Raw genomic sequence first — 13,962 nt, 5'->3', positions numbered from 1 at the left:
CGTCGGGCGGGCCCTACCGGGCCAGCTCCTCCTTGAGCGCCTGGAGAAACGCGTCGACGTCCTCCTCCTGGGTGTCGTAGCTGCACATCCAGCGCACGTCACCGGCGATCTCGTCCCAGAAGTAGAAGCGGAACCGCTCCTGGAGCCGGCGCGTCACCGCGTGCGGCAGTCGTGCGAACACCGCGTTGGCCTGCACCGGGTAGAGGATCTCGACCCCGTCGGTCTCCCGGACGCCGGCGGCCAGCCGCTGCGCCATCGCGTTGGCGTGCCGTGCGTTGCGCAGCCACAGGTCCTTGGCGAGCAGGGCCTCCAACTGCACCGACACGAAGCGCATCTTGGACGCGAGTTGCATCGACATCTTGCGGATGTGCTTCATCTGCCGGACCGCGTCGGGGTTCAGCACGACGACGGCCTCGCCGAACATCATGCCGTTCTTGGTCCCGCCGTACGACAGGACGTCCACGCCGACCGCGTTGGTGAAGGCCCGCATGGGCACGTCGAGCGCGGCGGCGGCGTTCGCTATCCGCGCGCCGTCGAGGTGCACCTTCATGCCCATGCCGTGCGCGTGCTCGCAGATGGCCCGGATCTCGTCGACCGTGTAGACGGTGCCGAGTTCCGTGTTCTGGGTGATCGAGACGACCTGCGGCATCGCACGGTGCTCGTCCTCCCAGCCCCAGGCCTGCCGGTCGATCAGCTCGGGGGTGAGCTTGCCGTCCGGGGTGGGGACGGTGAGCAGCTTGAGCCCGGCCATCCGCTCGGGCGCGCCGCCCTCGTCCACGTTGATGTGCGCCGACTCGGCGCAGACCACGGCGCCCCAGCGGTCGGTCAGGGCCTGGAGGGCCGTGACGTTCGCACCGGTGCCGTTGAAGACCGGGTAGGCCTGCGCGTACGGGCCGAAGTGGCTGCGGAAGATCTTCTGCAGGTGTTCGGTGTACTCGTCGTCGCCGTAGGCGACCTGGTGGCCTCCGTTGGCCAACGCGACGGCCTCCAGGATCTCCGGGTGCACCCCCGCGTAGTTGTCGCTGGCGAATCCGCGCACCGCCGGATCGTGGTGGCGGTGCGCATCGGTCTTCCCGCTCGCGGTTCTCACGGTTGCGGAGTGAGCCACAGACGCTGTCCGTTCACATCGGGTGCGGGCCGCTCCCAGACGCCGGCGATGGCCTCGGCCAGCTCCTTGACGTCGGTGAAGCCCGCGAACTTCGCAGTGGGACGCTCGGCGCGCATCGCGTCGTGCACCAGTGCCTTGATGACCAGGATCGCAGCCGCGGCGTTCGGGCCGTCCTCGCCCCCCGCCTTGCGGAAGGAGTCCGCCATGGCGAGCGTCCAGGCCTCGGCCGCCGCCTTGCCCGCGTTGTACGCGGCGTTGTTGGCGACGGGCTTGTGCGCGCCGGACTGGCTGATCAGGACGTAGCGCCCGCGGTCGCTGCGGAGCAGGCCGTCGTGGAAGGCGAGCGAGGTGTGCTGGACGGTGCGGACCAGGAGCTTCTCCAGGAAGGTCCAGTCCGCCAGGTCGGCGTCGGTGAAGGTCTTGCTGCCGCGCCAGCCGCCGACGAGGTGGACGAGTCCGTCCACGCGACCGAACTCCTTCTCGGTCCGCTCGGCCCAGGCCTTGGTGGCCTCCAGGTCGAGCAGGTCCACGGTGTCGCCGACGACGGTGGCGCCGCCGTGGGCGTAGCGGGCCGCGTCCACGGCCTCCGCGAGGCGCGTCGGGTCGGCGTCGGCCGCGACGACCACCGCGCCCGCCTCGGCGAGGCGGAGCAGGGCTGCCTGGCCGGCGGGCCCACCGGCCCCGGCCACCGCGATCACCGCTCCGTGCAGCTTCCCGTCACCGTTCCCGGTGGTACCGGAGCCGTTCATCTGTGCAGCCTCCTGTGGGCGAGAACTCACGCGGCGGCCTGCTCGGCCGTCTCGGCGTTCAGGGCGGTGATGCCCTTCGTGGAGGCGATCACACCCTTGAGCTTCTTGGCGAGGGCCTCATAGAACATGCTCAGGGGAAACTCGTCCGGGAGCACGTCGTCGACGAGCTTGCGCGGCGGCAGGGTGAGGTCGAGGGCGTCGGGGCCCTTCGCCCACTTGGATCCCGGGTGCGGGGCGAGGTAGGTGGAGACCAGTTCGTAGGCCTTGAACCAGTGGACGAGCTTCGGGCGGTCGATGCCGGCCCGGTAGAGGTCCTCGATCTCGGCGCAGAGCTGGTTGGTGACCTGCGGGGCGCGCATCCAGTCGATCTTCAGCTTGTTGTCCGTCCAGCGCACGACGTCGTGCTTGTGGAGGTACGCGAAGAGCAGCTGGCCGCCGAGGCCGTCGTAGTTGCGGTTGCGGTCGCCGGAGACCGGGAAGCGGAACATCCGGTCGAAGAGGACGGCGTACTGCACGTCACGGCCGTGCTCGTTGCCCTCGGACTCCAGCTTCACGGCCTCCTTGAAGGCGGTGAGGTCGCAGCGCAGCTCCTCCAGGCCGTACATCCAGAACGGCTGGCGCTGCTTGATCATGAAGGGGTCGAACGGCAGGTCGCCGTGGCTGTGGGTGCGGTCGTGGACCATGTCCCACAGCACGAAGGCCTTCTCGCAGCGGTGCTGGTCCTCGACCATCGCGGCGATGTCCTCGGGCAGCTCGATGCCCAGGATGTCCACGGCGGCCTCGGTGACCCGGCGGTAGCGCGCGGCCTCGCGGTCGCAGAAGATGCCGCCCCAGGTGAAGCGCTCGGGGGCCTCGCGCACGGCGATGGTCTCCGGGAAGAGCACGGCGGAGTGGGTGTCGTAGCCCGGGGTGAAGTCCTCGAAGGTGATGCCGAGGAAGAGCGGGTTGTCGTACCGGGTGCGCTCCAGCTCGGCGAGCCACTCGGGCCACACCATCTTCAGCACGACGGCCTCGAAGTTGCGGTCCGGGTTGCCGTTCTGCGTGTACATGGGGAAGACGACGAGGTGCTGGAGGCCGTCGGCGCGCCCGGAGGCCGGGTGGAAGGCCAGCAGGGAGTCGAGGAAGTCCGGCACGCGGAAGTCGTCCGCGACCCACTTGCGCAGGTCCGCGACGAGCGCGGCGTGGTACGCGGTGGCGTGCGGCAGCAGCGGGGACAGCGCGACCACGGAGTCCACGACGCGCTCCACGACGGCCTCGACGTCGACGCGGGCGGGGGCCCCTTCGGCCTCGAAGTCGATCGAGCCGTCGGCCGACTGCCAGGGGCGGATCTCCTCCACGGCGGCCTTGAGCGCGAGCCACGCGGGCTGGTCCACTACCCGCGTTTCCGCGGTCGTCACGGCACCGCCGACGCCCGGCACAAGAGTTTCCGTCATGTCACTTCCTCCACAGGAGAACCTCACGTCAAGACAGCGTATGCATGTGAGGCTCTCCCACTCAAGAGAGAAGTCGGGAAATTATCCTGCCGCACCCCCTGCTTCGCCGAAATTCTTCCCGTCCTTCACGGTGGAAGCCAAGCCTCCGGTCTTCCGCCCTCATACCCCGCGGACCTGCGAGAACGCACCCGGGACCCCGGCGGGCCTCCGAGGCGCGCCGGCTCGGGCGGGCGCGGACCGGGGGGAGCGGGCCCGCTCCCGCCCGCCCGTGATCCTGCTCACTCGGCGCCGCGAAAGTGCGGGATGACGTGCTCTCCCCACTGGCGCAGCGTCTCCAGGCAGGCCTCCTGGGGCACCGTGCCCATCTGGACCAGGCACATCACCTCGTCCGCGCCGGCCGCCCGGAGCCGCTCCACGTGGGCGATGGCGTCGTCGGCGCTCCCGTAGGCGTGATCGGCGTTGAAGGTGGCCGTGGCGGTGGGCCGCACCGGGATGTCCTGCTCGTGCAGCCGGGCCACGACCTGCTCGGCGGCCCTGCGCATCTCGGACGGCTCGTCGGCGCCCGCCACCACCGCCTCGTCCGGGACGCCCGCCCCTCCGTACCAGTGGCCGATCGACTGGGCGAAGAACCGCTGCCCCCGGACGCCGATCCGGCGGGCCTCGGCCGGATCGGCGAGCACGATCGTGGGGCAGAGCACCGAGAAGTGGTCGTTGACCGCGGTCGACACGAAGCGCGCCCCGTCCCGCCCGGCGATCGCCCCGTCGTACACCGCCCGCATGCGCGCGATCGACTCCGGCCCGGCGAAGCCCATCACCAGCGCCCCGATGCCCAGCTCGGCGGCCTGTACGAGGGTCTCGGCGCGGCTGCACGCCAGGAAGAGCGGCGGGTGCGGGGTCTGGGCCGGGCGGGGCAGGATCGGGTGCGGGCCGATGTCCAGCAGTTCGCCGTGGTACTCCAGCTCCTCCTCCCGCCAGGCGCTGCCGATGATCCGCAGCGCCTCCTCCACCTCGGCGGTGGTCCGGTCCTTGTCCACCCCGCACAGGGAGGTCTCCTGCGTGGTGCCGCCCCGCCCTGCGCCCAGGTCGAGCCGCCCGCCGGACAGCAGGTCGAGCATGGCGGCGCGCTCCGCGACCCGGACCGGGTGGTTGAAGTTGAAGGGCATGCACACGACGCCGTGCCCGATGCGTATGGTGTCCGTCCGGGCCGCGACCCAGGTGAGGAAGATCTCCGGGGCCGACATGTGTGCGTACCACTTCAACGAGTGGTGCTCGACGGCCCAGATCCGGTCGAATCCCATGCGTTCGGCGAGTACGGCCTGCTCGACGCAGTCGCGGATGACCTGGTGTTCCCGTTCCGCGGTCGGGTCGGCCAGCTGAGCTTCGAAGATCACGGAGAATTTCACGATGCCTCCAGAGTTGCGTCCCGTGCCCGGCCTTGCTTCTATTCGGAATATGACTAGTAGTCAGAAGTCGAGGAAGCAAGACCTCGCGCAGGTCCTTCCGCCGACCGCGTGGGCGGTTCTCGGCCTGCTGTCCTTCCCCGGGGAGCGCACGGGCTACGAGCTGAAGAAGTGGGCGGACTCCTCGCTGCGGTTCTTCTACTGGTCGCCGGCCATCAGCCAGATCTACGCCGAACTGCGCCGCCTGGAGGAACTGGGCTACGCGGCCTCCGTGCGCTCGGGTCCCGAAGAGGTGCGGACCAAGCGGCGCTACGCCATCACCGACGCGGGACGCACGGCCCTGGCCGGCTGGGCCTCGGACACCGCCGAGGCCGGGCCCCCGGTCCTCAAGCACGGGCTGCTGCTGCGGATCTGGCTCGGGCACCTGGCCGAGCCGGCGCTGCTCCGCACGATGGTGGAGGACCACCTGGACCGCACCCGGGGCGAACTGGCCGCCGTGCGGGAGGCCATGGAACACGCCGGCGGGGTGAGCGAGTGGGCCTTCCCCACCCTCGCGCTGCGCTGGAGCGAGCGGCAGCACCTGGCCGAGCTGGAGCTGGCCGAGGCACTGCTCGCCGACCTGGCCGAGGTCGAGGCGGTCACCGCCCCGGAGGCCGGGGCCGCCGCCGGCGTCGGAGCGAGCACCGCCGGGACCGAGGGCGGACCCGGCGCCGGGGCCTGAGTCACGGGCGCCGGCGTACGTCCGTCAAGCCGATGGGGACGCGCCCACGCCCGGGTGACACGACGACGGCCCGGTGGGCCGCACGAGCCCGACGGGAAAAGGCCGGCGCGCTCCTCAGCGCCCCCGCACGGGCGGTCTCATCGCACGCCCGGCGCACTAGCATGCGCCTTCACCGCGCGCGGCCGGTCGGGACACCGCGACCGTGCGGGGAGCCGCCGTCGACGGAAGCGAGAGAACCTTGACTTTCCTCACCATCGGTCATCGCGGGGTCATGGGTGTCGAACCGGAGAACACGCTGCGGTCGTTCGCCCGCGCGCAGCGATCCGGCATGGACGCCATCGCCCTGGACGTGCGCCTGAGCAAGGACGGCGTCCTCGTCGTGCTGCACGACGAGGAGGTGGACCGCACCACCGACGGGGCGGGCCCCGTCGCCGAACTCACCCTCGCCGAACTGCGCGCGTTGGACGCCGGGCAGGGCGAGCGGGTGCCCGTCCTGGACGAGGTGGCGGACGCGGTCGAGGTACCGCTCCAGGTCTGCGTCCAGGACCCGGCCACCGCCGAGGCACTCGCCCGGTGGATCCTGCGCCGCGACCTGACCTCGCGGGTCGAGGTCGCCTCGTACCACGACGCGGTGCTCGCGGAGGTCGCCCGGCTGGTGCCGGGCGTGCGCGGCTGCCTCTACGCCGACGCGCACGAGGCGCACCGCGGGGTCGTCGAGGGCCGGGCCCCGGCCGCGGGCGCCGAGACCGTCGCCCTGGACATCCACCGGCTCAACCTGGAGATCGTGGAGGCGCTCCACGCGGCGGGGCTGCGGGTCACCGGGCGGACCGTCAACACCCTGGAGCACCTGCGGCTGGCGCGCGCCCTCCAACTGGACGGTGTGATCACGGACTTCCCGGAGATCCGCAGCACGGGCCGCTTCACCGCCTGACCGCACGGGTCGGGCGCGGGGGCCCGGCCACCCGCAGGGCGCGCTACAGCGACTTGACCAGCAGTTCGAAGGCCAGGTCCTCGCGGCGCGGCTTGCCGAAGCGCTCGTCGCCGTACGGGAAGGGGCTCAGCTCGCCGGTGCGCGCGTAGCCGCGGCGCACGTAGTAGGCGATGAGCTCCTCCCGCACGTTGATCACCGTCATCCGCATCTCCTTGACGCCCCACTGCTCGTAGGCACGCCGCTCCGCCTCGGCCAGGATCTCCTTGCCGAGGCCGCCGCCCTGAAGGCCGGGGCGGACGGCGAACATCCCGAAGTAGGCGTGGTCGCCCCGGTGCGCGAGGTGACAGCAGGCGACGATCTCGCCCGCGCGTTCGACGACGAGGAGCACGCTGTCCGGGCCGCCGATGACCTGGCGGACACCGTTCTCGTCGGTGCGCTGTCCGTCGAGGTAATCCGCCTCCGTGGTCCAGCCGCCGCGGCTGGCGTCCCCGCGGTAGGCCGACTCGACGAGCGTCACCAGTTCCGGCACATCGGCCTCGACGGCGCTGCGATAACTCAGTTCGGTGGGGTGGGCGGTCGACATCGACGGCTCCGTTCTTCCTCTGGGCACATGCCGCGCCTGGCACGGTATGGAGAGCCTAACCCGGGCCGGCGTGCGGACCTTCGGACAGGGGCATCTCTTCCGATGACGCCGACGAACCGGGGGGTTCCGCCGTGCACGGATCCGCGATGTCCTCCACCTCCGCCATCTTCTCCGCCTGGCTGCTGGTGCTGCTCTGCGGCGTGAGTGGGGCCTACTGTCTGCTGCGCGCGAGCAGAGCCGGCCGGGAGGGCCGTGGCCCGGCGGCGGGCGAGGCCGTGATGGGCCTCGGGATGGCGGTGATGGCCGTGCCGCCGGGGACCGGGGCGTGGGGCGCGCGAATCCTGCTGGTCGCGTTCTGCGCGGCCGCCGCGCACGCGCTGTGGCTGCTGCGCGCCGGCGCCCACCACGCGCACCATCTGGTGGGTTCCCTGGCGATGGCCTACATGGCCTACCAGGGCCTGGCGATGACCGCCGGACACGGGCACGACACGGGGGCCGGGGCGGCGCGGGGGGTGCCGCTGGTGACCGGGGTGCTGCTCGTCTACTTCACGGGGTACGTCCTGCTCGCCGGGGCCCGGCTGATGGCCGGCGGGGGCGGCCGGCCCGTGGTGTCCGCGGCGGGCGGGCAGTCCCTCGCGGCGGCCGTCGGCGGCGCCGGCGAACTGACCCGGGCCTGCCGACTCGCCATGGGCATCGGCATGTTGGCGATGCTGCCGGTCATGTGAGGTGCCGGTCGGGCCGCGCCGGCACGTGTCCTGCGTCACCAATGCGCCGAGGCGATACCCGGGGGTGGTCCCGCGCTCATAGGCTGGCGACCATGATGGTCCCCGCCGCCCTTCTGCTGCTCGGCGCACTGACCGCTGTGCTCGCTCCCCGTCTGCTGGCCCGGGCCCGGTGGCCCGACCGGGAGCCGGTCGTCGCGCTGTGGGTGTGGCAGTGCGTGGTGGGTGCGGTGCTCCTGTGTCTGGCGTTGTCGATGGTGTTGAGCGCTGCGGCCGCCTGGTCGGCGGTCCGGGGCCGGCTCTTCGCGTCCGCCCCGCACGGTGTGGCCGACGCGTACGCGTTGGGTACGGCGGGCGGCCCCTGGGCCATCGGCACCGCGCTGGTCCTCGCGGGCGGCGGGCTGTGGACGGGCGCGATGCTGACGCGCGAGGTGCTGCGGGCGCGGGCCCGGCGGCGCGTGGGGGCGGCCGAACTCCGGGACCGGGCCCCGCTGGTGCCCGGCGAGGACCCCGCGGCGGCCCGGCTCGTCGTCCTGGAGGGTCCCCGGCCCGAGGCGTGGTGGCAGCCGGGGGCGGTCCCGCGCCTGGTGGTCAGCACCGCGGCGTTGGGTCGGCTCAAGGGGAGCCAGCTGGACGCGGTGCTGGCGCACGAACAGGGTCACGTGGCGGCCCGGCACGACTGGTTGTTGCACTGCTCGCGGGCGCTCGCCCAGGGATTCCCGCAGATCCCGGTGTTCGCGGCGTTCGAGGCCGAGATGCACCGGCTGGTGGAACTGGCCGCCGACGACGTGGCCTCGCGACGCTTCGGGCGGCTGACGATCGCGCTCGCCCTGGTGGGGCTCAACGAGGACCGCGGTGTCTTCGGCCCCTGTCCGACGCCGCAGGCCCACGTACCGCAGCGGGTGCGGCGCCTGCTGTCGGCGGCGCCCCGCCTGTCGCCGGTCCGCCGGCTGCGTCTGACGGCCCTGGCGACCCTGGTCCCGGCCGTGCCGCTGCTGGTCGCGTTCGTGCCGGGGCTCAGCGCGCTGACGTAGGGCCCCGATCGCGCGCGGTGCGAGGATCACCGTATGCGGAATGACCTCGTACGGATTGCCGGGATCTCCTGCGCGCTGCTCGCCGCCGTCCTGACGGCGCTCGTGGTGAGACGGTGGGAGCCGCTGATCTCCTACGACGACGGGGTCGCCCGGGACCTGCACGCGCACGCCGTGACCCACCCCGGGGTCACGCACCTGGCGCGGGTGCTCTCCGACTGGGTCTGGGACCCGTGGACCATGCGCGCCCTGGCCGTGGCCGCCTGCCTCCTGTTGTGGTGGCGGGGCGATCGCCACCGCGCGATGCGGGTCGCGGTCGCCGCCCTCGTGGCCTCGGTGGTGCAGCAGGGGTTGAAGGCGCTGGTGGGTCGGGAGCGGCCGGAGTGGCCGGACCCGGTGGACTCGGCGCACTTCGCCGCGTATCCCTCCGGGCACGCCATGACGGCGACGGTGGTGTGCGGAACGCTGCTGTGGCTGCTGCCCGGGAAGACCCCGCGCGCGGGGGTGACCGCCGCGTGGACCCTCGCCGTCGTCTCGGTGCTCGGGGTCGGCCTGACCCGGCTCTACCTCGGCGTCCACTGGTTCTCGGACGTGCTCGCCGGCTGGCTGCTGGGCGTGGCCCTGGTCGTGCTGGTGACGCGGTGGCGGCCCCGCTCCGGGCGGCCCCCCGCGTCGCCCGGAGCACCCGGCCCCGCCTGAGGTGTCGCGACCCCGTGGAGGTGCGGTCCCGTTCGCGGGGTCAGACCTGTTGGGTGGGTCGGACCAGCATCTCGGCCACGGCGACGTGTCGCGGCCGGCCCACGATGTAACCGATCGCGTCCGCGATGTCCTGCGACTGGAGCCGGTCGATCCCGCCGAACCGCCGGGTGAGGGCCTCCAGTACCGCGGGGCTGTTGTGGTCGCGCAGCTCGGTGTCGACGCTGCCCGGCTCGACGACGGAGACCCGGACGTGGTGGTCCGCCGTCTCCTGGCGCAGCGCCTCGCTGAAGGCGACGACCCCGTACTTGGTCGCGCAGTACGCGGCGCTGCCCGCGAAGGCGATCCGGCCCGCGACGGAGGAGACGTTGACGATGTCGGCGACCCGCCGGGGGCTGTCGGCGGCGGCGCGCACCAGGTGCGGCAGCGCGATGTGTGTGGTGTTCATGAGGCCGGTGAGGTTGATGTCGACCATGCGGCGCCACTCCTGCGTGGTGGCTCCGGCGGCCGGGCCGAGGATCATCAGGCCGGCGTTGTTGACGAGGGTGTCGAGCCTGCCCAGTTCGGCCACGGTCCGCTCGACCGCCTCACGGACCTGTGCCTCGTCCGTCATGTCCGCGGTGAGGGGCAGGGCGGTGCCGCCCGCGTCGCGGACCCGGTCGCAGAGGCCGGCCAGCCGGTCCCCCCGGCGCGCGGTGACGGCCACGGCCGCACCCTCCCGGGCGAGGGTCGTCGCCGTGGCCTCCCCGATGCCGCTCGACGCGCCCGTGACCAGGGCCACCGTTCCGTTCAGTCTTCCGTCCACGATCGTCTCCTCGTCCGGATCGGGCGACGGCTCCTGTGCCCAGGATGCGCGCGTGCGGCGCGGTACGCCGGTCGGGGCCCTCGGTGGGCCCTGTGGCAGGCTCTGATCATGGACGCACCCTCGCGCGGCGCCTGGTCGCGCGCCGGAATCAGCCGTGACGGCGGACCGCTGCGGGAGACCGACACCGTCGTGTGGCTCCAGAGCGGCCGGTTCTACGCGGACAGTCGCGGTTTCGCCGGCACCACCTCGTACGCCGGCGGGCAGGTCACCTTCCACCACGAGGTGGGCGTCCCCGGGCACGACGTGGGAACCCTGCGCCGGGAGGGGCCCGGCCTGGTGGAGACCGGCACGAACCTCGACGGCAGCACCTTCCTGGAGGTCTGGATCCCCCTGGGCGACGCGGCCGAGGAGGGTGGCGACGCCGGGACGGCCGGGGAGACGCGTGGCGACGACGGGTCGTGGCGTGTCGGCGACACCCAGACGGTCCGGGTGGGTGCGCACGTCGTGCACGTGGACGGGGCCGGGGTCGGTACGCACTTCCTGCTGCCGCCCCACTGATCCCTTCGACCCGCGACCCGGCCGGCCCGGGTGCCGTCCACGGCGGTCCCGCTCCCCCGCGTCGAATGTGACGGTCCGGCGTACGTTGGAACGTGAGGCAGGGTGCGGGCGGCAGGAAGGCCGGAGCCCATGGCAAGAGCAACCCATTCCCCCGTCGCCGGCAAGGTCGCCGGCATCCTGAACAGTCCCTTCGTCGGCATCTCGCCCTGGATCGCGTTCTCGCTGCTGGTGGGGCCGGGGCGGTTCGAGTGGGCGGTGGCGCTGGCCCTGGTCATCTCCCTGACCCTCGTGGTGGGGGGCCGGCTGGTCGCCCGCGGCTCGTCGTGGAAGCTCCTGGAACTGTCCGACCTGGTGTTCTTCGGGGTCCTGAGCATCGTGGGCCTCACGGCGAGTCCGGGGACCCTACGGTGGCTGGAAACGTACGCTGGCGAGGTCTCCAACATCGCCCTGGTGGTCATCGCCTTCGGCTCCATGGCCGTGCGGATGCCCTTCACCCTCCAGTACGCCCGCGAGCGCGTGGACCCCTCGCTCTGGAAGACGCCCGCCTTCCTGCGGACGAACTACGCGATCACCGGGGTCTGGGGTCTCGCCTTCCTGGTGGCCGCCGTCGCGGGCGCCTTCGGCGACCTGGTGTTGCACAACCCGAACAACATCTGGACGGGCTGGATCATCCAGATCCTGGCCATCGTGGCGGCCCTGCGCTTCACGGACTGGTATCCCGACGTCGCGCGCGCCAAGGCCCGCGGCCTGCCCGCACCGCCGGTCTCCAGGCTCCTGCTCCCGCTGGCCGGACTGTTGATTCCGGTGGGGATCGCCGTGCTGATCTTCGACGACATGTGGTGGCTCGGCGTCGGCCTGATCGTCGTCGGCGGTCTGACCACCCGACTGCTGCGCCGGCAGGAGGAGCCCGCCGGTGCGACGGATCGCCAGGTACCCGGCTGAATCGTTTCACCACATCGCCGGAACCTGCCTGCTCTGGGCGATCCCCCGCGTCGCCCAGAGCAGACGATCTCGTGCGCTGAGTATATTGGCTCGCAGCCAGTCAACGCAGGAGTAAGCATGTCCCCGCGCAGCGCATCGGTCAATGAAGAATTGCGCAGACGTTCCCGGGAGCGGCTGCTGCAAGCCACGGTCGAACTCGTCGGCGAGCGCGGCTACGAGGCCACGACCCTCGGCGACATCGCGGACCGCGCGGGCGCGGCCCGCGGCCTGGTCTCGTACTACTTTCCCGGCAAACGGCAGTTGCTCCAGTCCGCCGTGCACCGCCTGATGCACCTGACCTTGGAAGCGGCCCTCGAACGGGATCCCGCGACGGACGACGGCCGCGAGCGGCTGGCCCGGGCGATCGACGCGATCCTGGGCCTGGCCCGGGACCGGCCGCGGCTGATGCGGACCCACATGGCGGGCATCCTCCAGGCGGAGGGGTTCGTCCAGTGCGTCGAACAACAACGGCTCGCGGAGCTGCTGCGGGACACGGTCACCCGCTACGGGTCGGCGGACGTGGACACCGACTACCCGCTGTTGCGGGCCCTGCTGATGGGCGCGGTGGTGGCGGTGCTGTTGCCGGGAGCGCCGATGCCGGGGACCCGGCTGCGGGCCGAGCTGTTCCAGCGGTACGCGTTGGACTGGGAGATGGGCGACCCGCCGGACGGTGGACCGCCCGGCGGTTCGTTCCCCTCGGCACGGTGAGTGCCCTGTCGTCGGACGGGGTCAGTGGTACTCGGGTTGGGTCTGGACGTTGAGGCCGTCCATCCGCACCCACTTGGCGCTGTCGGTGCGCCGGTCGTCGAGCCGCAGCACGTCGAGGCCCTTGACGATGTCGTTCGAGTAGATGTGTCCGTTGTAGTAGTACGCCGACCAGGAACCGCCGAGGCCGAGCGTGTCGGTGGTCAGGGGTCCGCGCTCGAAGTAGGCGATCTCCCGGGGCCGGGTGGAATCGGTGAAGTCCCACACCGAGATCCCGCCCTGGTACCAGGCCTGCACCATGACGTCGCGACCGCCGCCGACCGGTATCAGCGAGCCGTTGTGGGCCACGCAGTTCTCGGTGTCGGCCTGGAGCCGCGGGATCTTGAAGTAGCTCTTGAAGACGAGCTTGCGCTGGTCACCGCGCCCGGTGATGTCGTAGATCCCGTCCGCGCCCCGGTCGGGGCCGGTGGCCTCGTTGCAGGTGGCGCCGCTGCCGCCGCCCAACTCGTCGGTGAACACGACCTTGTTCGCGCGCTCGTTGAAGGTCGCGGAGTGCCAGAACGCGAAGTTCACGTTGTCCTGGACCCGGTCGATGACCCGCGGCTGCTCGGGCTTGCTGATGTCGAAGAGGATGCCGTCGCCCATGCAGGCGCCGGCGGCGAGGTTCTTCGAGGGGAGCACGGTGATGTCGTGGCAGCCGGTGGTCTTGGAGACGCCGGGGTTGGCGGGCGCTCCCGGGTTCCCGCCGTCCGGGAAGAGGACGGGGAAGGCGACGACCGAGGCCGTCGCCGGGGCCTTCTTCGGGACCTTGACGACGGAGATGCCGTCGTGCGGCGGCTTGCAGTCGGGGAAGGCCTCGTTCGGCGAGTACGAGGAGACGTAGAGGTAGATGTCGCGACCGCCCGGCACCAGGGTGTGGGTGTGTGAACCGCAGGCGGTCTCCACCGACTTGATGTACCTGGGGTTCTTCTTGTCCTTGATGTCGAAGATCTTGATGCCCTCCCACGAGGACTTCTCCGTGGCGGGCTGCGAGACGCTGTTGCAGGAGTCGTCGCTGCGCGAGGAGTCGGTGGAGAGGAACAGCAGGTCGCCGGAGACCGAGACGTCGTTCTGCCCGCCGGGGCACAGGACCGTGGTGACGGTCTTGGGTGCCTTCGGGTTGCCGATGTCATAGATGGTGAAGCCGTCGTAACTGCCCGCGTAGGCGTACCCGCCCTGGAAGGCCAGGTCCGAGTTGATGCCCTCGGGGTTGGCGCTGGGGATGTTGGCGAGGGGTTTGATGTTCCGGCTGTGCACGATCTCGTCCTGACCGGGGATCTCCCCGGGGGCGAGTTCGCGGCCTTGGGCGGGTGCGGCGTTCCGCGCGGATCCGACGCCGGGTAAGGCGTCGCCCGGGTCGGGGCTGGCGACCGCCGGTCCGGCGGTGGCCAGGAGCGTGGAGAGCAGCCCGGCGGCCACGAGGGCCACCCCCGGGCTCCTGCGTGGCGCTCTGACGGTGTGCGAGGTCACTGTGCCTCCCGTGGGGGTCCGTGCGTTCCG

General features: G+C 71.9%; 15 protein-coding genes. 8 read left to right on the top strand and 7 right to left on the bottom strand.

The features are described from left to right. Positions 1-13: 13 nt before the first annotated feature. The 4 genes from OG906_RS29465 to OG906_RS29450 all read right to left on the bottom strand — a co-directional run bounded on the left by OG906_RS29465 (position 14) and on the right by OG906_RS29450 (position 4,693). Positions 14-1,108: a threonine aldolase family protein gene (locus OG906_RS29465; RefSeq protein WP_385634914.1), complete on the bottom strand. Its 1,095-nt coding sequence runs from the start codon at positions 1,106-1,108 to the stop codon at positions 14-16. Next, positions 1,087-1,857: an SDR family NAD(P)-dependent oxidoreductase gene (locus tag OG906_RS29460; RefSeq protein WP_267797006.1), complete on the bottom strand. Its 771-nt coding sequence runs from the start codon at positions 1,855-1,857 to the stop codon at positions 1,087-1,089. The genes OG906_RS29465 and OG906_RS29460 overlap by 22 nt, the downstream gene beginning before the upstream one ends. A 26-nt stretch (positions 1,858-1,883) precedes the next feature. Beyond that, the gene (locus OG906_RS29455; protein ID WP_329447108.1) at positions 1,884-3,290 is read right to left on the bottom strand and encodes a DUF6421 family protein; all 1,407 of its coding nucleotides are present in this window, start codon (positions 3,288-3,290) and stop codon (positions 1,884-1,886) included. Between the two features lie 278 nt (positions 3,291-3,568). Further along, on the bottom strand, positions 3,569-4,693 hold the full coding sequence (locus OG906_RS29450; RefSeq protein ID WP_329447106.1) for an LLM class flavin-dependent oxidoreductase: 1,125 nt from the start codon (positions 4,691-4,693) through the stop codon (positions 3,569-3,571). 49 nt (positions 4,694-4,742) lie between these two features. Between OG906_RS29450 and OG906_RS29445 the strand changes: the two genes are divergently transcribed. Both OG906_RS29445 and OG906_RS29440 read left to right on the top strand, forming a co-directional pair. Continuing rightward, positions 4,743-5,411, top strand: coding sequence for a PadR family transcriptional regulator (locus OG906_RS29445; RefSeq protein WP_329447104.1), 669 nt, complete (start codon positions 4,743-4,745; stop codon positions 5,409-5,411). A 238-nt stretch (positions 5,412-5,649) separates the two neighbouring features. After that, positions 5,650-6,342 (top strand): glycerophosphodiester phosphodiesterase, encoded by a 693-nt coding sequence (locus OG906_RS29440; RefSeq protein WP_329447102.1) that lies wholly within the window; start codon positions 5,650-5,652, stop codon positions 6,340-6,342. 43 nt (positions 6,343-6,385) lie between these two features. On the opposite strand, the gene OG906_RS29435 is transcribed toward OG906_RS29440, so the two are convergent. After that, positions 6,386-6,925, bottom strand: coding sequence for a GNAT family N-acetyltransferase (locus OG906_RS29435; RefSeq protein WP_329447100.1), 540 nt, complete (start codon positions 6,923-6,925; stop codon positions 6,386-6,388). A 146-nt stretch (positions 6,926-7,071) separates the two neighbouring features. Between OG906_RS29435 and OG906_RS29430 the strand changes: the two genes are divergently transcribed. The 3 genes from OG906_RS29430 to OG906_RS29420 all read left to right on the top strand — a co-directional run bounded on the left by OG906_RS29430 (position 7,072) and on the right by OG906_RS29420 (position 9,377). Next, positions 7,072-7,650 (top strand): DUF5134 domain-containing protein, encoded by a 579-nt coding sequence (locus OG906_RS29430; RefSeq protein ID WP_329447099.1) that lies wholly within the window; start codon positions 7,072-7,074, stop codon positions 7,648-7,650. A 92-nt stretch (positions 7,651-7,742) separates the two neighbouring features. Next, positions 7,743-8,681 (top strand): M56 family metallopeptidase, encoded by a 939-nt coding sequence (locus tag OG906_RS29425; protein ID WP_329447097.1) that lies wholly within the window; start codon positions 7,743-7,745, stop codon positions 8,679-8,681. Between the two features lie 33 nt (positions 8,682-8,714). Next, positions 8,715-9,377 carry a phosphatase PAP2 family protein gene (locus tag OG906_RS29420; protein ID WP_329447095.1) on the top strand — a complete coding sequence of 221 codons (663 nt, stop codon included), beginning with the start codon at positions 8,715-8,717 and terminating at the stop codon, positions 9,375-9,377. A gap of 40 nt (positions 9,378-9,417) precedes the next feature. On the opposite strand, the gene OG906_RS29415 is transcribed toward OG906_RS29420, so the two are convergent. Continuing rightward, positions 9,418-10,179 carry an SDR family NAD(P)-dependent oxidoreductase gene (locus OG906_RS29415; RefSeq protein WP_329447093.1) on the bottom strand — a complete coding sequence of 254 codons (762 nt, stop codon included), beginning with the start codon at positions 10,177-10,179 and terminating at the stop codon, positions 9,418-9,420. Between the two features lie 108 nt (positions 10,180-10,287). Here OG906_RS29415 and OG906_RS29410 point away from each other — a divergent pair, with 108 nt between their 5' ends. From OG906_RS29410 to OG906_RS29400, 3 genes are all read left to right on the top strand, one after another. Beyond that, complete coding sequence (locus OG906_RS29410; protein ID WP_329447091.1) at positions 10,288-10,737, top strand: hypothetical protein; 450 nt, start codon at positions 10,288-10,290, stop codon at positions 10,735-10,737. Between the two features lie 129 nt (positions 10,738-10,866). After that, positions 10,867-11,679: a hypothetical protein gene (locus tag OG906_RS29405; RefSeq protein ID WP_329447089.1), complete on the top strand. Its 813-nt coding sequence runs from the start codon at positions 10,867-10,869 to the stop codon at positions 11,677-11,679. A 117-nt stretch (positions 11,680-11,796) separates the two neighbouring features. Beyond that, positions 11,797-12,426, top strand: a complete 630-nt coding sequence (locus OG906_RS29400) for a TetR/AcrR family transcriptional regulator (protein WP_267797017.1) — start codon at positions 11,797-11,799, stop codon at positions 12,424-12,426. Positions 12,427-12,447: 21 nt separating this feature from the next. Here the strand turns inward: OG906_RS29400 and OG906_RS29395 are convergent, their stop codons facing one another. Then, positions 12,448-13,932, bottom strand: a complete 1,485-nt coding sequence (locus tag OG906_RS29395) for an LVIVD repeat-containing protein (RefSeq protein ID WP_329447087.1) — start codon at positions 13,930-13,932, stop codon at positions 12,448-12,450. Between the last annotated feature and the right edge of the window lie 30 nt (positions 13,933-13,962).

Origin of the sequence: Streptomyces sp. NBC_01426, assembly GCF_036231985.1 — a bacterium.
Lineage (GTDB): Bacteria > Actinomycetota > Actinomycetes > Streptomycetales > Streptomycetaceae > Streptomyces.
This window is presented reverse-complemented; position numbering and strand designations above follow the sequence as displayed.